Origin of the sequence: Streptomyces sp. WELS2 (genome assembly GCF_013870595.1) — a bacterium.
Classification (GTDB): Bacteria; Actinomycetota; Actinomycetes; order Streptomycetales; family Streptomycetaceae; genus Streptomyces.
Window position 1 is genome coordinate 1 of the sequence record NZ_JACBWZ010000035.1, and the last position, 20,909, is coordinate 20,909.

Annotated in this window: 20 protein-coding genes; 5 read left to right on the plus strand and 15 right to left on the minus strand. The window is 69.9% G+C overall.

Features of this window, described 5'->3' with window-relative positions:
• The 4 genes from H5J33_RS04095 to H5J33_RS04110 form a co-directional block, all read left to right on the plus strand.
• The coding region (locus H5J33_RS04095; protein ID WP_258564862.1) for a polymorphic toxin-type HINT domain-containing protein at positions 1–2,463 on the plus strand (2,463 nt) is incomplete at its 5' end.
• Between the two features lie 113 nt (positions 2,464–2,576).
• Complete coding sequence (locus H5J33_RS04100) at positions 2,577–3,923, plus strand: hypothetical protein (RefSeq protein ID WP_181793408.1); 1,347 nt, start codon at positions 2,577–2,579, stop codon at positions 3,921–3,923.
• 100 nt (positions 3,924–4,023) lie between these two features.
• Positions 4,024–4,992, plus strand: coding sequence for a type I pantothenate kinase (gene coaA, locus H5J33_RS04105; RefSeq protein ID WP_181793409.1), 969 nt, complete (start codon positions 4,024–4,026; stop codon positions 4,990–4,992).
• Between the two features lie 21 nt (positions 4,993–5,013).
• Positions 5,014–5,943 carry a DUF389 domain-containing protein gene (locus H5J33_RS04110; protein ID WP_181793410.1) on the plus strand — a complete coding sequence of 310 codons (930 nt, stop codon included), beginning with the start codon at positions 5,014–5,016 and terminating at the stop codon, positions 5,941–5,943.
• 38 nt (positions 5,944–5,981) lie between these two features.
• Here the strand turns inward: H5J33_RS04110 and glmM are convergent, their stop codons facing one another.
• The 3 genes from glmM to rplM form a co-directional block, all read right to left on the minus strand.
• Positions 5,982–7,340: a phosphoglucosamine mutase gene (gene glmM / locus H5J33_RS04115; RefSeq protein WP_181793411.1), complete on the minus strand. Its 1,359-nt coding sequence runs from the start codon at positions 7,338–7,340 to the stop codon at positions 5,982–5,984.
• Positions 7,341–7,557: 217 nt separating this feature from the next.
• A complete protein-coding gene (rpsI, locus tag H5J33_RS04120) occupies positions 7,558–8,070 on the minus strand; it encodes a 30S ribosomal protein S9 (RefSeq protein WP_030601145.1) in 513 nt (170 codons plus the stop codon).
• A gap of 42 nt (positions 8,071–8,112) precedes the next feature.
• Positions 8,113–8,556, minus strand: a complete 444-nt coding sequence (gene rplM, locus H5J33_RS04125; RefSeq protein ID WP_014674395.1) for a 50S ribosomal protein L13 — start codon at positions 8,554–8,556, stop codon at positions 8,113–8,115.
• A gap of 268 nt (positions 8,557–8,824) precedes the next feature.
• Here rplM and H5J33_RS04130 point away from each other — a divergent pair, with 268 nt between their 5' ends.
• A complete protein-coding gene (locus H5J33_RS04130; RefSeq protein ID WP_181793412.1) occupies positions 8,825–9,700 on the plus strand; it encodes a hypothetical protein in 876 nt (291 codons plus the stop codon).
• Positions 9,701–9,712: 12 nt separating this feature from the next.
• On the opposite strand, the gene H5J33_RS04135 is transcribed toward H5J33_RS04130, so the two are convergent.
• From H5J33_RS04135 to infA, 12 genes are all read right to left on the minus strand, one after another.
• On the minus strand, positions 9,713–10,456 hold the full coding sequence (locus H5J33_RS04135; RefSeq protein WP_181793413.1) for a polyprenol monophosphomannose synthase: 744 nt from the start codon (positions 10,454–10,456) through the stop codon (positions 9,713–9,715).
• On the minus strand, positions 10,456–11,760 hold the full coding sequence (locus H5J33_RS04140) for a UDP-glucose/GDP-mannose dehydrogenase family protein (RefSeq protein WP_181793414.1): 1,305 nt from the start codon (positions 11,758–11,760) through the stop codon (positions 10,456–10,458). Before H5J33_RS04140 ends, H5J33_RS04135 begins: the two co-directional genes overlap by 1 nt.
• A 31-nt stretch (positions 11,761–11,791) precedes the next feature.
• On the minus strand, positions 11,792–13,753 hold the full coding sequence (locus tag H5J33_RS04145; RefSeq protein ID WP_181793415.1) for a glycosyltransferase family 39 protein: 1,962 nt from the start codon (positions 13,751–13,753) through the stop codon (positions 11,792–11,794).
• Positions 13,753–14,772 carry a glycoside hydrolase family 26 protein gene (locus H5J33_RS04150; protein ID WP_181793416.1) on the minus strand — a complete coding sequence of 340 codons (1,020 nt, stop codon included), beginning with the start codon at positions 14,770–14,772 and terminating at the stop codon, positions 13,753–13,755. Before H5J33_RS04150 ends, H5J33_RS04145 begins: the two co-directional genes overlap by 1 nt.
• Entirely contained in the window at positions 14,772–16,190 is a 1,419-nt protein-coding gene (locus tag H5J33_RS04155) for a glycosyltransferase family 2 protein (RefSeq protein WP_181793419.1), read from the minus strand. Before H5J33_RS04155 ends, H5J33_RS04150 begins: the two co-directional genes overlap by 1 nt.
• 381 nt (positions 16,191–16,571) lie before the next feature.
• A complete protein-coding gene (truA, locus tag H5J33_RS04160) occupies positions 16,572–17,435 on the minus strand; it encodes a tRNA pseudouridine(38-40) synthase TruA (protein ID WP_181793417.1) in 864 nt (287 codons plus the stop codon).
• Between the two features lie 72 nt (positions 17,436–17,507).
• Positions 17,508–18,008 (minus strand): 50S ribosomal protein L17, encoded by a 501-nt coding sequence (rplQ, locus tag H5J33_RS04165; RefSeq protein WP_181793418.1) that lies wholly within the window; start codon positions 18,006–18,008, stop codon positions 17,508–17,510.
• 115 nt (positions 18,009–18,123) lie between these two features.
• Entirely contained in the window at positions 18,124–19,146 is a 1,023-nt protein-coding gene (locus H5J33_RS04170; protein ID WP_003966937.1) for a DNA-directed RNA polymerase subunit alpha, read from the minus strand.
• A gap of 147 nt (positions 19,147–19,293) precedes the next feature.
• Positions 19,294–19,698, minus strand: coding sequence for a 30S ribosomal protein S11 (gene rpsK / locus H5J33_RS04175; RefSeq protein ID WP_003956432.1), 405 nt, complete (start codon positions 19,696–19,698; stop codon positions 19,294–19,296).
• Positions 19,699–19,763: 65 nt separating this feature from the next.
• On the minus strand, positions 19,764–20,144 hold the full coding sequence (gene rpsM / locus H5J33_RS04180) for a 30S ribosomal protein S13 (protein ID WP_023547369.1): 381 nt from the start codon (positions 20,142–20,144) through the stop codon (positions 19,764–19,766).
• Positions 20,145–20,336: 192 nt separating this feature from the next.
• A complete protein-coding gene (rpmJ, locus tag H5J33_RS04185) occupies positions 20,337–20,450 on the minus strand; it encodes a 50S ribosomal protein L36 (RefSeq protein ID WP_003998809.1) in 114 nt (37 codons plus the stop codon).
• A gap of 60 nt (positions 20,451–20,510) precedes the next feature.
• A complete protein-coding gene (infA, locus tag H5J33_RS04190; protein WP_003948620.1) occupies positions 20,511–20,732 on the minus strand; it encodes a translation initiation factor IF-1 in 222 nt (73 codons plus the stop codon).
• Positions 20,733–20,909 lie beyond the last annotated feature (177 nt).

The following is a 20,909-nucleotide window of genomic DNA, read 5'->3' on the forward strand; positions in this document are numbered from 1 at the left end:
GCCCGCGCCGACGCGGACGCCGCCCAGGCCGACAAGCTCAAGGCGGACGCGGCGGTCAAGACCGCCACCCGCGCCGTCGCGGAGGCCGTCAAGTCCTCCCAGAACGCCGCCGCCGAAGCCAAGACGGCTGTCCAACTCGCCGACGAGGCCGACAAACACGCCAAAGACGCCAAGACGCAGGCGGACACCGCCCGCCAGGAAGCGGACAAGGCCGTGGCCGCCGCGGCGAAGGCCGCCGGATTCGCCCATGTCACCGCGCAGGCAGCCGTGGACGCCCATACGGCGGCCCAGCAGGTTGCCGCTCCCGCCAACGACGCGATCCAGCTCGGTTCCCCCTACGCCGGCACCGACTCGGCCGCCGGGCTCGTCATGCTGACCGGTCAGGCCTCGAAGACCATCGCCGAACAGCAGCAGGCCGTCGCCGACGCGCACGCCAAGAAGGCCGCCGCCGAGGCACAGGCCGCCAAGAACCTCGCCGACCAGGCCAAGGGCGACGCGAAGGAGGCCTATCAGCACGCGGCCAACGCCGCCCAGCACGCCTCAGACGCCCGTACCTACTCCAAAGAGGCCTTGGACTACGCCGCCGGGGCAGCCAAGGCCGCATCGGCCGCCGCCTCGTCCCTGGCCCGCACCACCGAGTACGACAGGCAAGCCACCGAGGACGCCGAGGCCGCCGACAAGGCGGCGGGCAGGGCCGAGAGTCACGCCACGGACGCCCGCACCTCCGCCGACGCCGCCGAACTGGACGCCGAAGCCGCCCGCTCGGCAGCCGTCCAGGCCGAACAAACGGCCGAGGACGCCCGAGCCGCAGCCGACCGCGCCGACACCGCCGCGACCGAGGCCGAGCAGGCCGCGAAGGACGCCGGCGAATACGCCCAGCAGGCCCAGGCCGCTGCCGACAGGGCCGAGAAGGCCGAGAAGGCCAGGCGCATCGACACCGGAACCGTCGCCGACGAACGCGGCTCCCTCGGCAACGTCTTCTACGTCATCGACCGCGTCGAACAGGCCGGCGCCCCGGAGGTTGTCAGCAAGACGAAGAGCTGTGACAACTGGATCAGCAAGTTCTACTACACGGGCGACTGCACGATCACTTCCAGGATCCTGTTCACGGCGACCCTCGACCTGTATCTCTGCACCGAGGAGGACCCGAACCCGCAGCCGTTCACCTGCCCGACCGACGACACGGACTACCTGGGCCAGGTCAAGGTCAACAACCTCTCCCAGACGGTCTCGCACACGATCACGATCGAGGAGTTCCAGGAGAACATCGACCCTGTCGACATCCTCTTCGGCAGCTGGATCAAATGCGCCCAGAAGATCGTCCCTGGCGGCGAGACCGGAAGCCTGGGCGGATGCGCCTGGGCGGCCGTGGACGTCATCTCCCTGTCCGCAGGCAGGATCATCCGGCCCATCGCCGAAGCCCTGCGCGCCGTGGACGCCGCGTTCGTCACCGGCGTCGGCGTCCGGGACGCGTTCCAGACCCTCAAGGCCCTGGAAGGCGTGGACGCGGCGGCGGTGGCCGCGATCGAGAGGGAGGTCGAGCTATACGAGGATTTGGTGACCTCGTGCAGCCGCAACAGCTTCCCGGGCGGTACTCAGGTACTGATGGCCGACGGGACACACCGGCCGATCAAGGACGTCGGGGTGGGGGATCTGGTGCTGGCCACCGATCCTGCCTCCGGTCAGGCATGGCCTGAGCCGGTCACCGACACCTTCAGGCACGACACAGACCACTTGACCGACATCACCTTGACCGGCGGCGGCACTCTGACGAGCACGACCGGACACCGCGTCTACGTGGCCGAGCACGGCTGGGTCCACGTATCCGACCTGCGCGTCGGGGACAGACTACGCACAGCCGACGGTGTCCCACAGGCCATAACCGCTCTGCGCAACCGGGCCGATGGGGCTTCACGGCGGGTTTTCGACTTGACCGTGGAGGGCCTGCACACGTTCTACGTGCGCTCCGGCGGCCGGCACGCGAGGGACTTGCTGGTCCACAACTGCGTGAACCTCAGTGACGAGGTCGCTTACCCGGAATCAGGTGCACACACGCTTTCCAAGCACGTCAACCGCACTCGAAGTGAGGCCGAAGCGGACGCCAGGGAGAATCTGCACAAGGGTCTGGCCCCGATCAGCACGGTGTGGACCAACGCCGACGTCGCTCAACAGGCCGTCGATCGGGTGCTCGCCCAGTATTTCTTCCCCAACGGCAAGAAGAACGCCGCCAGACGTGCCGCGCTGGACAACTTCTTGGCCAAGCGAGGAAAGTGGGCGCAAGAGACCGAGTTCACGATCACGGGCAAGTGGGACAAGTACGAATCGCTGGGCACCGTGTACAAAGCGAGCGGTTCACCGGAAGCCGCAGGGAACCAGGTCCGAGTGGTCCTCAAAAGGCTTCCGGGCAAGAAGGGCCATGACGGGTTCATCGTGTACACGTCGTATCCGATGCCCAAGGTGTAGCCGCGGCAGGTACCGGAGCACATGGCGTGAACGCCTGACATCCACCCCGGGTGGGCCGGCCCCGGTCAAGGGGCGGACCCACCCGACGTCCTCTTGAGGCAAGGCAGTCCATCATGGCGAGACAACGTGAGCAGTACGGCATTTTCTACGAGGACGACTTCGGCCTCAGCGCACTCGCCGAAAGGCTGTCGGCAACGGACGGGATCCCCGACGAGGCGCAGTTGTCGCACCTCGCGTCCGAAGTCGCCGCTGCCGCTGAGGGCGAGGGCGCCGTCGAGCTCGGAGTGGACGTGCGCTGTCTCACGGATTCCCCGTTGCCGGACGACACCATCCGCACGGTGTGGCTCGCCGCCACACACGAACGCTTCGATCCGGCACAGTGCGAGGCAGGTGTCCGAGGGTGGCTGCGCCGGCTCGCCGAGCGCTGGCCGGGAACCCGGCGGGAACGGGCCCCCGGTGCCTGGCTCACCCGGCCAAGCCTTGACGAAGAGGAGCTACGCACGGCCGTCGCCGAGGAGATCCGCGCATCGTCGGACGCGCTGAGCCAGGCCATCGCCAAGAGCGCCCCCGTCGCACTGTCGCCCGGCGCAGCGGCCGAATCGCTGGAGGCGGTGGCCCGCCAAGGCGACGGTGACCTGGCGCTCCGGCTCTTCCTGCGTGTGTTGAAGGTGTACGGCGTCCCGGTCGGCAAAGAACAGTACGACCGGCTCATGGAGTTGGACACTGCACTCGGCTTTCCCGGACCATTGGTGTACGACGGCCTCAACGTGCTGTGGCCCCCCATCGACCCGGCGCGCCGCGACGCCTCGGGCGATTTCGGTCTCTCAGCGCTCACCTCGTGGTTCGAACCGGCCTGGCAGGAGGACACCGCGCGCGAACGTGTCCAGCGAGCCGCGGCCGCCGACGACAGCGCCCAGACTCCGGGCTCGGCTGCGGCACTGCTGCTCGCGGACGTACGTCGTCTGATCGACTCCCCGCTGCCCACCGAGACGATCAAGGTTCTGTGGCTCTCCGCCTCGGGCCGGGGCTACAACATCGATCACCTCGGAATCGACGCGAGGGACTGGCTCCGGTTGGTCGAGGGCGTGTGCGAAGAGCACCTGAGGGAGATCGCCCCACGGTACCGCCCTAGCGCACCGCCCGTCCGCACCGATGTGCGAGACGCCGTGCTACGGGCGGTGCGAGAGGCGGCACCGCTGCTGACGGACGTGCTCATCAGTCCATATTGGGAGCCGATTTCCGGTGGGAGGGCGCTGGCCGCCGTCGAGGAGGTCGTCACCGGTGTGGACGCCGACCTCGGCTTCCGGCTGCTGTTGCGGTTGCTCCGCGTGGCCGCCGTGTCTCTCGGCCGAGACCAGTACAGCCACTACCAGGCGCTCGGCAGGCGGTTGGGCTACGGCGAGGACCACCTAACCGAGGCACTGGAACAGCTTGTCGTCATTCCCGGAGGGTCGGGATGACGTTGAGGACACAGCAGGCCGACGGGCACGTGACGCACCCCACCCCACCACCCCGTTCAAACTCCGTTAACAATGGACTGTGATCTCACCGGTCTCCCCGATGCCCCGGAGCGCCCACCGGCACAGGCCGGAGGCGACTCCCTACGTCGATCTCACCCGCGCCGAGTGGAGCGCGCTGCGCGACAAGACGCCGTTGCCGCTCAGCGCCGAGGAGGTGGAGAAGCTCCGCGGTCTCGGTGACGTCATCGACCTGGACGAGGTGCGGGACATCTACCTCCCGCTCTCCCGGCTGCTGAACCTCTACGTCGGCGCCACGGACGGTCTGCGCGGCGCGCTGAACACCTTTCTCGGGGAGAAGGGCTCCCAGTCCGGCACCCCGTTCGTGATAGGTGTCGCCGGCTCCGTGGCCGTCGGCAAGTCCACCGTCGCCCGTCTGCTCCAGGCCCTGCTCTCGCGCTGGCCCGAGCACCCCCGCGTGGAACTGGTGACGACGGACGGCTTCCTGCTGCCCACCCGGGAGCTGGAGGCCCGCGGCCTGATGTCGCGGAAAGGTTTCCCCGAGTCCTACGACCGCCGGGCCCTGACCCGTTTCGTCGCCGACATCAAGGCCGGCAAGGCCGAGGTGTCCGCGCCGGTCTACTCCCACCTGATCTACGACATCGTGCCCGGCGAACGCCTCGTCGTGCGCCGGCCGGACATCCTCATCGTCGAGGGCCTGAACGTCCTCCAGCCCGCCCTGCCCGGCAAGGACGGCCGTACCCGGGTCGGTCTCGCCGACTACTTCGACTTCAGCGTGTACGTCGACGCGAGCACCGAGGACATCGAGCGCTGGTACCTCAGCCGCTTCCGGAAGCTGCGCCGGACCGCCTTCCAGAACCCGTCGTCGTACTTCCGCAAGTACACCCAGGTCTCCGAGGAGGAGGCCCTGGACTACGCGCGCATGCTCTGGCGGACCATCAACCAGCCGAACCTGGTGGAGAACATCGCCCCGACCCGCGGCCGGGCCACCCTCATCCTGCGCAAGGGCCCGGACCACAAGGTGCAGCGGCTGCGGCTGCGCAAGCTGTAGCCGGTCCGGTTGGATGGGCGCATGCTGCATGTGCGCCTGATCACCCCGGCCGGGCAGACGGAGGAGGTGGTGCGGCTGATCGAGCGGACGGTCGGCACCACCCACCTCGTCGTGCTGCCCGGTACCGCCCGCGACCCCGTCGGCGACCTCGTCCTGTGCGACGTGGCGCGCGAGGCGGGTGACGAACTCATCGCCGGGCTGCGACGGCTGGGCCTGGAGGACACCGGTTCCATCGCCGTGGAGGACATCGGCCTGTCGCTGTCCCGGCGGGCCGAGGAGGCCGAGGAGAAGGCGCCCGGCGAGGGCGCGGACGCGGTGCTGTGGGAGGGCCTGATCGAGGCCACCCACGAGGAGTCGACGCTCTCGGTCACCTACCTCGCCTTCATCACCCTGGCCACGATGATCGCCGCCTGCGGTGTGGTGCTGGACAACGCGATCCTGATCGTGGGCGCGATGGCGGTCGGCCCGGAGTTCGGCCCGCTGGCCGGCATCAGCGCGGCGCTGGTGCGGCGCCGCCCGCGCCTGGCCTGGCGCTCACTGCTCGCGCTGCTGGTGGGCTTCGCGGTGGCCATGGCCCTGACGTCCGCCTTCAGCCTGCTGATGGACGCGGCCGGGCTGTTCAGCCAGGACCGGCTGGAGGGCGCCCGGCCGAACACCGGGTTCATCTACGCCCCCGACCGGTTCTCGTTCGTCGTGGCCGTGCTCGCCGGCATCGCCGGCATCCTGTCCCTGACCTCCGCCAAGTCGGGCGCGCTGGTGGGCGTGGCCATCTCGGTGACCACGGTCCCGGCCGCGGCCAACGCGGCGGTGGCGCTGGCCTACGGCGACACGTCCCAGACCAGCGGCTCGACCGTCCAGCTCCTGCTGAACCTGGTGGGCATCGTGGTGGCGGGAACCGTCACCCTGCTCGCCCAGAAGTACTTCTGGGAGCGCCGGCGGCAACGCCCCTGAGGGGCGCGGGCCCCGAGCCCCCGCCCCGGACCCCGGTGTTACCCCAGCGCCGCCTTCACCGCGTCGGCCAGCCGCCCCGCGACCGCGCGGGCCTGCTCGATGTCCGCGGCCTCGACCATCACCCGCACCAGCGGCTCGGTGCCCGACGGCCGCAGCAGCACCCGCCCGGTCCCGCCGAGTTCCCGCTCCGCCTCGGCGACCGCGGCGGCGAGGTCGGCGGACGTCTTCACCCGCGACTTGTCCACGTCCGGCACGTTGATGAGCACCTGCGGCAGCCGCTCCATGACGGAGGCCAGCTCCCGCAGCGTACGGCCGGTCTGCGCGACCCGCGCCGCCAGCAGCAGGCCGGTCAGCGTGCCGTCGCCGGTGGTGGCGTGGTCGAGGATGATGACGTGCCCGGACTGCTCGCCGCCGAGGGCGTAGCCGTGCTCCTTCATCTCCTCCAGGACGTACCGGTCGCCCACGGCGGTCTGCACGAGCCGGATGCCCTCGCGTTCCATCGCCAGCTTGAAGCCGAGGTTGGACATCACGGTGGCCACCACCGTGTCGGACGGCAGCGCGGACCGCTCCCGCAGCGCCAGCGCGAGCACGGCGAGGATCTGGTCCCCGTCCACCTCCTCGCCGGTGTGGTCCACGGCCAGGCAGCGGTCGGCGTCACCGTCGTGCGCGATGCCGAGGTCCGCGCCGTGCTCGACGACCGCGGCCTTGAGCAGGTCCAAGTGGGTCGAGCCGCAGCCGTCGTTGATGTTGAGCCCGTCCGGCTCGGCACCGATCGTGACGACCTGGGCACCGGCCCGGGCGAACACCTCCGGCGAGACCCCCGAGGCCGCGCCGTGTGCTTCGTCCAGGACGATCTTCAGGCCGTCGAGCCGGTTGGGCAGCACCGCCAGCAGATGGGCGATGTACTGCTCGAAGCCCTCGTCGTACGACCGTACGCGGCCGACGCCGGCCCCCGTCGGCCGCTGCCAGGGCTCACCGTGCCGGTGGGAGTCGTAGACCGCCTCGATCCGGTCCTCCAGCTCGTCGGCGAGTTTGTGGCCGCCGCGGGCGAAGAACTTGATGCCGTTGTCCGGCATGGCGTTGTGGCTCGCGGAGAGCATCACGCCGAGGTCGGCGCCGAGCGCGCCGGTCAGGTGCGCCACCGCGGGCGTCGGCAGCACGCCGACCCGCAGGACGTCGACGCCCGCGCTGGCCAGGCCGGCCACCACCGCGGCCTCCAGGAACTCCCCGGACGCGCGCGGGTCCCGCCCGACCACCGCCGTCGGCTTGTGGCCCTCGAAGGTGCCCGCCTCGGCCAGCACATGCGCCGCGGCGACGGAGAGGCCCAGCGCCAGCTCGGCCGTCAGATCCGCGTTGGCGACACCGCGCACGCCGTCCGTGCCGAAGAGTCGTCCCACTTGTCCTCCTGAGGAAGCATCGTTGTCGGAAGCGGACCGCGCCGCGTCGGGGTGGCAGGCGATCCGACATCCGATCACACAAGCCTTTGAGCGTCTTGTGCCGTTATACGCCCTTGGCTGGGATAAGCGAACGCCCCGGGGCACATGTGGCGTGCCGCCGGGGCGTTCGGAGTACGCGGGGCCGAAGCCCGTACCACGTACGAGCAGGCAGCGAAGCTTAGCGCTTGCTGTACTGCGGAGCCTTGCGGGCCTTCTTCAGACCGGCCTTCTTGCGCTCGACCGCACGGTCGTCGCGCTTGAGGAAGCCGGCCTTCTTCAGCGGGCCGCGGTTGTTGTCGACGTCGGCCTCGTTCAGCGCGCGGGCGACACCGAGGCGCAGCGCACCGGCCTGGCCGGAGACACCGCCGCCGGCGATGCGGGCGATGACGTCGTAACGGCCGTCGAGCTCGAGGACCTTGAACGGCTCGTTGACTTCCTGCTGGTGCACCTTGTTCGGGAAGTAGTCCTCGAGGGTGCGACCGTTGATCTTCCACTTGCCGGTGCCCGGGACGATCCGGACGCGGGCGATGGCGTTCTTGCGGCGGCCCAGGCCGGCGGCCGGCTGGGGCTCGCCGAAGCGGGAGGCCAGGGACTCCGAGGTGTACTCGCCCTCGACGGGGACCTCGGACTCGGTGGTGTAGCTGTCGATGTCAAGCTCTTCGAGCGGCTGCTCGGCAGTGGTCTCGGCCACGATTCTCCTCAGATTCTGTTCAGTCTTAGGGGGTGGCCGGACTTACTGCGCGACCTGGGTGATCTCGAACGGCACCGGCTGCTGGGCCGCGTGCGGGTGCTGGTCACCCTTGTAGACCTTCAGCTTCGAGAGCATCTGACGGCCCAGGGAGTTCTTGGGGAGCATGCCCTTGACGGCCTTCTCGATGGCCTTCTCCGGGTTCTTGTCCAGCAGCTCGTCGTAGCGGACGGAGCGCAGACCACCCGGGTAGCCGGAGTGGCGGTAGGCCATCTTCTGGGTCCGCTTGTTGCCGGACAGGTGCACCTTGTCGGCGTTGATGATGATGACGAAGTCACCAGCGTCGACGTGCGGCGCGTAGATCGGCTTGTGCTTGCCCCGGAGGAGGGTCGCAGCAGTGGTGGCGAGACGGCCCAGGACAACGTCCTGAGCGTCGATGACGTGCCACTGGCGCGTCACATCGCCGGGCTTGGGGCTGTACGTACGCACGGTTCGTAGCCTTCGCTTCGAGTGAATGGTCCTAAACAAGGTCACCGAAACGATCACGACAGCCTTGACCCACGGCGGCGACGCAAACCGCGTACGTGGGGTCGCTGGTCATCGGCCCGGTGGACCGGTGTAAGGGCCCGTCCCGTGAGAATGAGCAAGCCAATACACAACGAAGAAGCAGGTTACCGGCTGGCCCCCGGGCGGGTCAAAACGAGGCGGGCCGCCGCACGGCCCCCGTGCCGCCGGGCCCCCGTCTAAGATGCGCCCCATGAGTTACGGGCAGGGGGGACCCCAGTCTCAGTGGGATCCCTGGAAACCGCATTCCCAGCAGCCGTGGAACAGCGGAGAAGACGACGGGACGCCCGACTGGGCCGCGCTCGCCGAGGCCTCCGAGACCCGGAACAAGCGCCGCAAGATGCTGTTCATAGCCGGCGGGGCGCTGGCCACGGTCGCGATAGGCACCGCGGTCGCCGTGGCCGTGGTCTCCGCGAACGGCGGTGACCCCGAGGCCGGCCCGAGCAACCTGCCCGCCACCGCCTCCATACCCGCGACCGGCACCGCGACGCCGTCCTTCGAGCCGACCAGCGCCCCGCCGCCGCTGAACCCCGCGGACTTCATATCCAGCGCCGAGAAGGACACCGCTCCGCTCGGCCCCGACACGCTCTTCCCCGGCAAGCAGCTCACGCTCGGCGACACCGTGTACACGAAGGGCGCCACGGACGACACCTCGGCCTGCGCCTCGGTCGCCGGCGGCACCCTGCCGCGCGTGCTCACCGCCAACGGCTGCACCCGCCTGCTGCGCGCCACCTACACGCACGGCGACATCGCGGTCACCGTGGGCGTCGCCGTCTTCGACGACGCGGCGCGGGCCGGCCGGGCCAAGGCACAGACCGACGACCGCTCCATCGTCCGCTCGCTGTTCGGCAAGGGCGGCGTCAAGCCCTTCTGCGACGGCGCCTTCTGCCGCTCCACCCGCAACGCCTACGGCCGCTACGCCTACTTCACCATCTCCGGCTTCACCACCGGCAAGGACGTCACCAAGAAGGACACCGCCGTCTTCGGGGCCGGCAACAGCCTGGCCCAGTTCACCGTGAACCAGATCCACCGCCGCGGCCAGGAGCAGGCCCAGGCCGCCGCCCGGTAGCCGCCCGGAACGCTAGAACCTCTTCAGCCGCAGCCGCAGCGGCAGCACCGCCGACTCCAGCTGGGTGCGCAGCGTCATCTTGGACTCGCCCTCGGCGCGCTCGGTGAACCGGATCGGGATCTCCACTGCCGTGTGCCCGGCCCGGACGGCCCGGTACTTCAGCTCCACCTGGAAGCTGTAGCCGGCGCTGTCCAGGGACGCCAGACCGACGTCCCGCAGGGTCCGCGCCGACCACAGGTTGAACCCGGCCGTGATGTCCTGGATGTCGGTGCCGAGGACGGCGCGCGCGTACCGGTTGGCGAACCGGGACAGCAGCACCCGGTGCGCGCCCCACTCCTCGTCCAGCGAGCCGCCCTCGACATAGCGGCTGCCGACCACCAGCCCGGCGCCGGAGTCGAGGGCCGCCCGGAGCATGCGGGGCACCGCCTCCACCGGGTGGCTGCCGTCGGCGTCCATCTGGACGACGTACTCGGCGCCCTCGTCCAGGGCGGCGGACATCCCGGCGGTGTACGCCCGGCCCAGCCCGTCCTTCTCGGTGCGGTGCAGCACGCTCATCCGGGTGCGGCCGCCGGCGTTGTACTTCTCGGCGAGCTCCTCGGCGATCCGCCCGGTGCCGTCCGGGCTGGAGTCGTCGACGATCTTCAGCCGGAGCCCGGCCAGCTCCAGCCCGAGCACGGCCTCGGCCATCCCCGGCAGGTTCGCCGCCTCGTTGTACGTCGGCATCACCACGGTGACCCGGGGCTCGCTCTGTGCCATCACTGTCCCTCCCCTGCGGGCGCCGGCCTGCCCGGTGCCCGGAACCGCCAGCCCGCCGCGGTCCAGCGGTCCGCGTCGAGCCCCCCTCGCCCGTCCACGATCCGCGGCCGGGCCACCAGCGCGGCCGCCCGCTCCGGGTCGATCTCCCGGAACTGCGGCCACTCGGTCAGATGCAGGACCAGGTCGGCCCCGCGCAGCGCGTCCTCGACGGTGTCCGCGTACCCCAGCAGCGGGAACGCCTTGCGCGCGTTGTCCGCGGCCTCGGGGTCGTACACGGTGACGTCGGCGCCCTCCAGCCGCAGCCGGGCGGCCACCGCCAGCGCGGGCGAGTCGCGGATGTCGTCCGAGCCGGGCTTGAAGGCGGCGCCGAGGACGGCGACCCGGGCGCCGAGCACCGCCGGCCCGCACAGCTCGCGGGCCAGCTCCACCACCCGGTCCCGGCGCCGCATGTTGATCGCGTCGACCTCGCGCAGCAGCCCGAGCGGGACGCCCAGCTCGCCGGCCCGGTGCGCGAAGGCGCGGATGTCCTTGGGCAGACAGCCGCCGCCGAAGCCGAGCCCGGCGCGCAGGAACTCCGGCCCGATCCGGTCGTCGTGGCCGAGCGCCTCGGCGAGGGTGCGCACATCGCCGCCGGCCGCCTCGCAGACCTCGGCCATCGCGTTGATGAAGGAGATCTTGGTGGCGAGGAAGGCGTTGGCGGCCGTCTTGACCAGTTCGGCGGTCGGGAAGTCGGCGGTGACCAGCGGGGTGCCGGCGGCCAGGACCGGCGCGTACACGGCGCGCAGCACGGTCTCGGCGCGCCGTGACGCGACGCCGAACACCAGCCGGTCCGGGCGCAGCGTGTCCTGGACGGCGAAGCCCTCGCGCAGGAACTCCGGGTTCCAGGCGATCTCCGCGTCGTACGTCCGGGCCAGCCGCTCGGCCGTGCCGACCGGCACGGTCGACTTGCCGACGAGCAGCGCGTCCGGCGCCGCGTGGGCGGCCAGGGCCGCGAAGGCCGCGTCCACCTGGCTCAGGTCGGCGGCGTCGGAGCCGGCGCGCTGCGGGGTGCCCACGCAGACGAAGTGGACCTCGCCGAAGGTCCCGGCCCGGGCGAAGGACGTGGTGAACCGCAGCCGGCCGCTCGCGGTGTGCCGCGCGACCAGCTCGGACAGGCCCGGCTCGTGGAAGGGCACCCGCCCGGCGCCGAGCGCGGCGGCCTTCTCCGGGTCGGTGTCGACGCCGAGCACCTCGTGGCCCAGTTCGGCCATGCAGGCGGCGTGGGTGGCACCCAGGTAGCCGGTGCCGATGACGGTGAGCCGCATGGGGACGGCCTTTCTCGCTTCGGACCTGCCGTCAGGAGGTCTTGGTCCAGATGCGGTAGTGACCGGTGCCGCTGGAGTTGCGGAAGGGCAGGTCGGCCAGGAGCCGGTAGTGCGGGTTGCCCTTGACCGCGTCCGCGACGACGGTGTCCACCCGGGGGTTGGTCAGGCCGTCCAGCACGATCAGGTCGAACTCGCCGTCGCGCAGCGCCGCCCGGTAGGCGTCGTCACCCTTGTGGTACGTGCCCTTCTTGTCCGTGTACTCCAGGGCGAACACGCCCTGCCACTGCCGGTGGGTGGTCTTGTCCCGCAGGTAGTAGACGGGCACCTCGGGGGTGGAGGCGAGGTAGTGGCCCTTGCGGTCCACGTGGGAGTCGATGACCTGGATCATCTTCGAGGAGTCGGGCCAGACGCCGAAGCGCCAGTCCGCCTGCGAGATGCCGAGGCAGAGCGTCGCGGTCCACAGCATGATGCCGAGCTGGGGGTAGCGGAAGTGCGCGCCGATCAGCCGGGTGACGCCCACGCCGGCCATCGGCGCGGCGAACAGCAGGCCGAAGCCGACGTGCTTGAACAGCGAGACGACGGTGCCCAGGTGGATCTGGTAGGCGGGCGCGAGCAGCGCGGTGCCGCACAGCACCAGGCCGAGCAGCGCCCGCCAGCGCCAGCCGGGGTTGCCGAGCCGCTGGGCGGCCGGGGACTCGTTCATCCGGCTGCGCCGCACATAGGAGACCGCGCCGCCGACGGCGGTGAGGAACATCAGCCCGCCCCACTCGGCGGACCGCTGGAGCAGGAAGGCGGCGCTGTCGGTGCCGTGGTCCCGGTCGGTGGTGGTCTGCCGGACACCGTCCATCAGGTCGGTGCCGTACATTCCGGCCCCCAGCAGCGCGCCGATGCCGAGCGCGAGCAGCAGCATCCGGAGGAACGCCTTGCGCCCCTGGTGCGGCCAGCCGGTGAGCAGCGCGAGCACCACGATGGTCGGCAGGTACAGGCCGGCCGCGTACTTCACGCCGACGGCGAGGACGGCGACGGGGACGGCGAGCAGCACGGCGGCCACCGGCGCCCGGTCGGTGCGTACGACGATCCAGGTGGCCAGGGCCAGCAGGAACACCGCGGCGGCGTCGTAGGTGGCGAAGTAGCCCATGACGACCGTGGACTGCACGACGGCGAACAGCGCGGCGCCGGCCAGCGCGGCCCGCTCGTTGAACAGCCGCCGGGTGAAGGAGTACAGCAGCCCGGTGGTGCCCAGCATGAACGCCAGGCTCAGCAGGCGTGCCCCGGTGAGTCCGAGGACGTCGTCCACGGCGGCGGCGAGCACCGGGTACAGCTGCGGGGAGCCGGAGAAGTAGGCCGCGTAGTCGACGGGCAGCGGGGTGCCGTGCAGCAGGTGCTGGAGCTCGGCGTGGCCGGCCGCGAGGTAGAGGGCCTCGTCCTGGAACGCGGTGTTGGCCAGGCGCAGCGAGAGCACCGCCTGGACGGCCAGCACGCACAGCAGCACGGCCCGGCTGACCCAGGCGCGGCGTCGGCTGGCGGCCATGTCCCAGCCGACCTCGGGTGTCTCGGGCACGTGGTACCCGGGCTCGTCGGGCGCGGCCGGCTCCTGCCCGGCGGCCGGCTCGGGGTACGCGGGCTGCTCGGGGTAGGCCGGCTGCTCGGCGGGCTGCTGGTACGCGTGGGCCCCGGGGTCGTACCCGTACCCCTCGGGTATGCCGTACTCCTGGGGCACCTGCTGGTAGCCCTGCGGGCTGTCGTACTCCTGGGGGACGGGGTGGTAGCCCTGCGGGGTGTCATACCCCTGCGGGACGGGGTGCCCCTGTGCGACCCCGTGGTCCTGCGGGGTGTCGTACCCCTGGGGGACCTGCTGGTAGCCCTGCGGGACCTCGTGGCCCTGCGGCCGGCGCGGGAGGTAGCCGTCGGAGTTGAACCAGCCGCCCTGCTGCTCCTCCTCGGCGTACGGGTCGTAGGGCTGCGGGGTGTAGTAATCGGGACGAGAGGTCATCACGGCTTCCGTACGTCGAAGCCGAAACGGTCGTCGGCGGCCAGGCGCTTGAACTCGTCCAGCGCCAGCGGGCTCGCCTCCAGCCGCCAGTCGGCGCGCTTTTTGTAGTCGAACCAGATGAAGCCGAGCATGTCGTCGTCGGCCGTGACGCCCGCGAACAGGTTGCGGACATCGGCCCGCCGCCGCTCACCGGGCATGGCCGCGGTCTCCAGCAGCAGCATCGGCTTCTTGGTGAAGGTGCGGATCTCGTCGCGGGTCGGCCCGAAGACGCTGTCGAAGGCGTTGTCCTGGCCGATCGTGAAGTAGCCGACCAGACCGATCCAGTCCACGTAGGCGTCACCCGGGTAGTACGGCTTGAGCCGTACGTTCTTCACCGGGTTGACGATGTTGGGCGCCCAGGCCCAGATGACGTTGGTGGCGCCCACGTCGACGAAGGTCTGGTGGATGTGGCGCCAGGCGGCCACGTACTGGGCCGGGGTCGCGTCGTGCGTGCCCCACTTCTCCCAGTGGCCGTTGAACTCGTCCGCGAAGTCGATCACCACGGGCAGGTTCAGCTTGCGCACGGCGGTCGCGTACTCCTTGAGGTACGCGTCCGACCGGCCCGCCGCGATGTCGGCGAGCGGGGTGTCGAAGGGCTCCCAGGACATCAGCGTCAGGGCGCCCTCGGCCCAGGCGTTGCGCACACCGGTGGCGTCGAAACCGTCGCCCCAGGCGGCGTAGTACTCGATCAGGTTGGGCTGCTTGCCGGTCTTGGCCGTGTACGCGTCGATGCTCTTCATGGAGGTCGGCGCGCCCGGCACGGCCGCCCCGAAGTACTTCTTCGCTGGCTTGATCAGCGGGGTGACGTCGTACGGGATGTCCCGGGGGCTCGCCGAGGAGCGCGGGGCGGCCGCGCCGCCGGACTCCGAGGAGCCCCCGGAGTCGTCGCCGAACAGCGAGCAGCCGCCGAGCGCGAGGACGCCGGCCAGGGTGCAGGCCAGGGCCGCGCCGATCATGCGGAATCGTTCCCTCAGTGGCATCAGACGGCCTCCGCCCCGGACCGCGGCTGCACCAGCACGCGGCCGACGACCAGCGCGTAGAACAGCCCCGAGGACAGGATCAGGGCGAAGTCCGGGGCGTTCATGGTGAACGTCCGGTACACCGCCGCGGTGACCCACACCAGCGCCGTGCCGCCGCTCCACGCCCACATGCCGATCCAGAACCGCCGCGTCTTGTTCTTCTTGGCGCCGGAGGAGCCGGTCGGCTGCCAGCCCATGCGGTTCTTGCGCAGGATGTCCCAGATGGCGAAGACGTGCGCCCAGCCGTACATCATCCGGGCCGCCCAGGCCTCCAGGCGGTAGGGCGCCCGGTGCCACATCGGGAAGATGATCGTGGTGTAGAGGATGCTGGGCAGCACCAGCAGCAGATGCTCGACCTTGAGCTTCTCCGGCATCACCAGCAGCAGCACGATCGGGATGACCGGGGCCGCGAAGGTGAACAGCGCGGTGTGGATGTAGTAGAAGAAGCCGGACATGTAGCACAGCCGGCTGGACAGCTTGATCTTCGCCTGCCAGAACTTGCGGCTGCCGAGCAGGCTCATCGAGCCCGAGCACCAGCGGTACTGCTGGTTGAAGAAGGCACCCGCGGTGTCCGGGCAGACCCCGGTGGACACCGCGACCGGCACATACCTCAGGTCCCAGCCGAGCCCGCGCAGGTCGAACCCGGTGTGCACGTCCTCGGAGTGCTCGATCAGCGTCGTGCCGCCGTTGGTCTCCAGCGCCGCCCGCCGGTAGACCGCGCAGGAGCCGACGCAGATGGCGCCGTCGCTGCCCTGCCGGGACACCTGCACGGAGCGGTAGAACAGCTCCTGCACCGCGCCCGCGCCGCGCTCGATCCAGTTCTGCGAGTCGAGCACCCGGAAGTACTGCGGGGACTGGACGATGCCGATCCGCGGATCGTCCTCCATGTACGGCAGCAGTTCCTCCAGCAGATCGGCGCGCGGGGTGAAGTCGGCGTCCAGGATGAGGATGAACTCGCCGTCGGACTGGGCGAAGCCGAAGTGGAGGTTGCCGGCCTTCTTGAACCAGCCGCGGTTGTCCCGGGTGCCGTAGCGGAAGCCGAAGTCCCGGGCCATCGCGGCCAGCTCGGGGCTCGCGCCGTCGTCCAGCACGAACGGCACGCAGACCCCGGGGTACCGGTCGGCCATCGCCCGCACATGCCGCCAGGTGTTGTGCAGCACCTCGATGGGCTCACCGCACACCGGCAGGAACACGTCCACGCTCGGGTACACCTCGGGCCGCCAGTTCTGCACCAGCCGCCGGTGGTGGGCGATGTCGAAGTCCCGGGTGAAGCCGTTCACCCGCAGCGACACCAGGTAGTAGATCACCGTGAAGGCGAGCAGCGGCGTGTAGATCCACAGCACCGGGGTGGACGCGGCCAGCTTGAACTGGCTCAGCACCAGGCAGCAGAAGCTGATCAGCGAGCTGATCGTCAGGATCCACAGACGCCGTCGCGCGTAGGAGTACTTCTCCTTGTCCGTCGGCGGGAGCGGCAGCAGTCCCAGCGCGGCCGCTGTGCCCCGCCCGGCCCGTCGCCGCCCACCACTTTGCCGTGCCGCACGACGCCCCCCGGCCCGCACGGAATCCACTGAAGTCATTCCGTTGTCCCACCCCGGGCCTTACCGACCCGTCGACCCCCCAGCCAATCCCGGCCTGCCATCGAACATGTGGCCGGGACGCGCAACTGTATCCGAGAGGTATGAAGCGCGTAAGAGTCGGAAAGGGCTAATACGCCCCGCAGATCCGGATATGAGGCGTAAGTGATGCGAAATGCGACGTACCTAACAGGTTTCGCATCCCGGAAGTCCGGGAAGCGAGCGCTTGTTCCGGGCCTCCCTGCTCCGGGCCGCCAGCAGCTCGTCGGCCGGGTAGCCGACCTCCTCCAGCGTCAGCCCGTGCGGCCGTACGACATGCACGGCGGAGTCCCGTACGCCCGCGGCCAGCACCTTCCCCGGCCACTCGGGCCCCCGGTGCCCGTCCCCCACGAACAGCAGCGCGCCGATCAGCGAGCGCACCATGTTGTGGCAGAACGCGTCCGCCCGCACGGTCGCGGTGATGATCCCGTCCTCGCCCCGCACCAGGCTCAGCTCCTGGAGCGTGCGGATCGTGGTCGCGCCCTCGCGCTTCTTGCAGTAGGCGGCGAAGTCGTGCTCGCCGAGCAGCGCACGCGCGGCCTCGTTCATGGCGTCCACGTCGAGCGGCCAGTCGTGCCACAGCACATGGCCCCGCAGCAGCGGGTCGACTCCCCCGGGATTGTCGGTGACCCGGTAGGCGTAGCGCCGCCACACCGCCGAGAACCGCGCGTCGAAACCGCTCGGCGCCTCGCGCAGCGCCCACACCCGGACGTCCTTCGGCAGCCGGCCGGCCAGCCGCTTCAGCAGCTTCTGGTGGTGCTCGCGCCACACCTCCTCGGGCAGATCGACGTGCGCCACCTGCCCCCGGGCGTGCACCCCGGCATCGGTGCGTCCGGCCACGGTCAGCTCGTACGTCTCCTTGGACCGCGTGACCGTCCGCAGGGCGTCCTCGATCTCCCCCTGAACGGTCCGCCGTCCCCCGGCCTGCTTCGCCCAGCCGTGGAAGGCGGTGCCGTCGTAGGACAGGTCGAGACGGACACGGACGTAACCGGGCTGCACTTCGTCACTCACGCACAGATTCTCTCAGGTACACGAAAGCGGGCCCGCCCCGAAGGGCGGGCCCGCTTCACGTCAGGCAGAGCCTCAGGCGTCCTTGGACTCCTCGGCGGGAGCCTCGGCGGCCTCGGTCTCCTCGACCTTGGTCTCCTCGGCCTTGGCCTCCTCGGCCTCCTTGACCGCGCGCTTGGTCGCGGCCTCGGCCTCGCCCACGGCGTTCTGCTGCACCGTCAGCGCCTCGACCAGCTCGATGACGGCCATGGGCGCGTTGTCGCCACGGCGGTTACCGATCTTGGTGATCCGGGTGTAACCACCCGGACGGTTCTCGTAGCGCGGGCCGATCTCGGTGAAGAGCGTGTGGACGACGCTCTTGTCCGTGATCACCTGAAGCACCTGGCGGCGGTTGTGAAGGTCACCCTTCTTCGCCTTGGTGATCAGACGCTCGGCGTACGGGCGCAGGCGGCGGGCCTTCGCCTCGGTGGTGGTGATCTTGCCGTGCTCGAAGAGGCTCTTGGCGAGGTTCGCGAGGAGCAGCTTCTCGTGCGCGGCGCTGCCGCCCAGACGGGCACCCTTGGTGGGCTTCGGCATGGTTCTTCTCCTAGGTGTCTGCCCCGGCCGTATCAGGTACCGGGGTCAGTATCTGAGCAGGCGGTCGCCTGTCAGAGATCCGGGGTCCGCCGACGCGAACCCCGGAAGCGGAGACTCAGTACTGCTCGGTCTCCACGAAACCCGCGTCCGCGTCGTCGTCCGCGCCGAACGCGTCCGCGGCGGCGGTCGGGTCGAATCCGGGCGGGCTGTCCTTCAGGGCCAGGCCCATGCCGGCCAGCTTCGCCTTGACCTCGTCGATGGACTTCGCACCGAAGTTGCGGATGTCCAGCAGGTCGGCCTCGCTGCGCGCGACGAGCTCGCCCACGGAGTGGATGCCCTCGCGCTTGAGGCAGTTGTACGACCGAACGGTGAGCTCCAGCTCCTCGATCGGCAGCGCCAGGTCGGCGGCCAGGGCGGCGTCCGTCGGGGACGGGCCCATGTCGATGCCCTCGGCGTCGATGTTCAGCTCGCGGGCGAGACCGAACAGCTCGACCAGGGTCTTGCCGGCGGAGGCCATGGCGTCACGCGGACGCATCGCCTGCTTGGTCTCGACGTCGACGATCAGCTTGTCGAAGTCGGTGCGCTGCTCGACACGCGTGGCCTCGACCTTGTACGTGACCTTCAGCACCGGCGAGTAGATGGAGTCGACCGGGATACGGCCGATCTCCTGGCCCACCTGCTTGTTCTGCACGGCGGAGACGTAGCCGCGACCGCGCTCGACGGTCAGCTCCATCTCCAGCTTGCCCTTGCCGTTCAGCGTGGCGAGGACGAGGTCGGGGTTGTGCACCTCGACACCGGCCGGGGGCGCGATGTCGGCGGCGGTGACCAGACCCGGGCCCTGCTTGCGCAGGTACATCACGACCGGCTCGTCGTGCTCCGAGGAGACGACCAGCTGCTTGATGTTGAGGATCAGGTCGGTGACGTCCTCCTTGACGCCCGGCACGGTGGTGAACTCGTGCAGGACACCGTCGATCCGGATCGAGGTGACGGCGGCACCCGGGATCGAGGAGAGGAGCGTACGGCGCAGGGAGTTGCCGAGGGTGTAGCCGAAGCCCGGCTCCAGCGGCTCGATCACGAACCGGGAGCGGAACTCGTCGACGACCTCTTCGGTCAACGAGGGACGCTGAGCGATCAGCATGTGTGGATCAGATCCTTCTTTCGTGGACGCCCGCTATTTGACGTCCTACGGAAACCGCGCCCGGGAAAAGCGCGGGTACTGCAAGGGTACGGGCGGCACGACCCGAAGGAGCCGTACCGCCCGGAACCCAGCCAGTCGAGGCGTGCGTCAGACGCGACGACGCTTCGGCGGGCGGCAGCCGTTGTGCGGGGTCGGGGTGACGTCCTGGATGGAGCCGACCTCGAGGCCCGTGGCCTGGAGGGAACGGATCGCGGTCTCGCGACCGGAACCCGGGCCCTTCACGAACACGTCGACCTTGCGCATGCCGTGCTCCTGGGCGCGGCGGGCGGCCGACTCGGCGGCCATCTGCGCGGCGAACGGCGTGGACTTCCGGGAGCCCTTGAAGCCGACGTGGCCGGCGGAGGCCCAGGAGATCACGTTGCCGGACGGGTCCGTGATCGAGACGATCGTGTTGTTGAACGTGCTCTTGATGTGCGCGTGGCCGTGAGCGACGTTCTTCTTTTCCTTGCGGCGCACCTTCTTGGCAGCGCCCTGACGACCCTTGGGGGGCATCTAATAACTCCTACGGGAGGTGGTCGGTCCTACAGCGAAGACCGTGGACAGGCGTCCGCTGCGGACTACTTCTTGCCCGGCTTCTTCTTGCCGGCGATGGCGCGACGCGGGCCCTTGCGGGTACGGGCGTTGGTGCTGGTGCGCTGACCGCGGACGGGCAGACCGCGACGGTGACGGAGACCCTGGTAGCAGCCGATCTCGACCTTGCGGCGGATGTCGGCCTGGATCTCGCGACGGAGGTCACCCTCGGTCTTGATGTTGTTGTCGACGTACTCGCGGATCGCGACGAGCTGCTCTTCCGTCAGGTCGCGGACGCGGGTGTTCGGGTCGACGCCGGTCGCAGCCAGCGTCTCCTTCGAGAGGGTCCGGCCGATGCCGAACACGTAGGTGAGGGCGACCTCCACGCGCTTTTCGCGCGGGATGTCAACACCGGAAACGCGTGCCATTCAATGGCTCCTGGTGAATCTTCGGAGGTCTTCCGCAGAACCGGCTCCCGGCCGCCGTACCAGGTACGAACCGGGTCCCCGGCCTCCGAACCGGGGGTGTCGAGCTGGATGGCTCGGGCCCTGCGTATGAACATATTCAGCTCGCGTCGCGCGAAACTCTGCGATAGAGGTGCAGAGGGATACGGTCGTGCGTCAGCCCTGGCGCTGCTTGTGGCGCGGGTTCTCGCAGATGACCATGACCCGGCCGTGACGGCGGATCACCCTGCACTTGTCGCAGATCTTCTTGACGCTCGGCTTGACCTTCATGGGGTGAGGTTCTCCGGGTCAGTGCCATCGCACCGGGCGGGCCCGGGGCGCGGGCAAGATCTACTTGTACCGGTAGACGATCCGGCCACGCGTCAGGTCGTACGGAGACAGCTCCACCACGACCCGGTCGTCAGGGAGGATGCGGATGTAGTGCATACGCATCTTGCCGCTGATGTGTGCCAGGACCTGGTGGCCGTTCTGGAGCTCGACCTTGAACATGGCGTTCGGCAGAGACTCGACGACAGTGCCCTCGATCTCGATGGCACCTTGCTTCTTGGCCACGCTTCGCCCTTCGAATCGACTACCTTGATCGACTCCGCCGTGCACCGATTGTGAGCATGCAGGCATGCGGGTGCACAAGAGCCGACGAGTCAGTCTACGTCGGCGCACCCGGAAAGGCGAATCGAGGAAGTCTGCCCCATGGGGGTGATCCTTACGCGACCCGGGGCGGCACAACGT

Excerpts from the sequence above, each read along its gene's own strand:
- H5J33_RS04100 (WP_181793408.1), top strand. The coding sequence starts at position 2,577 with ATGGCGAGACAACGTGAGCAGTACGGCATTTTCTACGAGGACGACTTC.
- coaA (WP_181793409.1), top strand. The coding sequence starts at position 4,024 with ATGCCCCGGAGCGCCCACCGGCACAGGCCGGAGGCGACTCCCTACGTC.
- H5J33_RS04110 (WP_181793410.1), top strand. The coding sequence starts at position 5,014 with ATGCTGCATGTGCGCCTGATCACCCCGGCCGGGCAGACGGAGGAGGTG.
- H5J33_RS04130 (WP_181793412.1), top strand. The coding sequence starts at position 8,825 with ATGAGTTACGGGCAGGGGGGACCCCAGTCTCAGTGGGATCCCTGGAAA.
- H5J33_RS04135 (WP_181793413.1), bottom strand. The coding sequence starts at position 10,456 with ATGGCACAGAGCGAGCCCCGGGTCACCGTGGTGATGCCGACGTACAAC.
- H5J33_RS04140 (WP_181793414.1), bottom strand. The coding sequence starts at position 11,760 with ATGCGGCTCACCGTCATCGGCACCGGCTACCTGGGTGCCACCCACGCC.
- H5J33_RS04145 (WP_181793415.1), bottom strand. The coding sequence starts at position 13,753 with ATGACCTCTCGTCCCGATTACTACACCCCGCAGCCCTACGACCCGTAC.
- H5J33_RS04150 (WP_181793416.1), bottom strand. The coding sequence starts at position 14,772 with ATGCCACTGAGGGAACGATTCCGCATGATCGGCGCGGCCCTGGCCTGC.
- rplQ (WP_181793418.1), bottom strand. The coding sequence starts at position 18,008 with ATGCCGAAGCCCACCAAGGGTGCCCGTCTGGGCGGCAGCGCCGCGCAC.
- H5J33_RS04170 (WP_003966937.1), bottom strand. The coding sequence starts at position 19,146 with ATGCTGATCGCTCAGCGTCCCTCGTTGACCGAAGAGGTCGTCGACGAG.
- rpsK (WP_003956432.1), bottom strand. The coding sequence starts at position 19,698 with ATGCCCCCCAAGGGTCGTCAGGGCGCTGCCAAGAAGGTGCGCCGCAAG.
- rpsM (WP_023547369.1), bottom strand. The coding sequence starts at position 20,144 with ATGGCACGCGTTTCCGGTGTTGACATCCCGCGCGAAAAGCGCGTGGAG.
- rpmJ (WP_003998809.1), bottom strand. The coding sequence starts at position 20,450 with ATGAAGGTCAAGCCGAGCGTCAAGAAGATCTGCGACAAGTGCAGGGTG.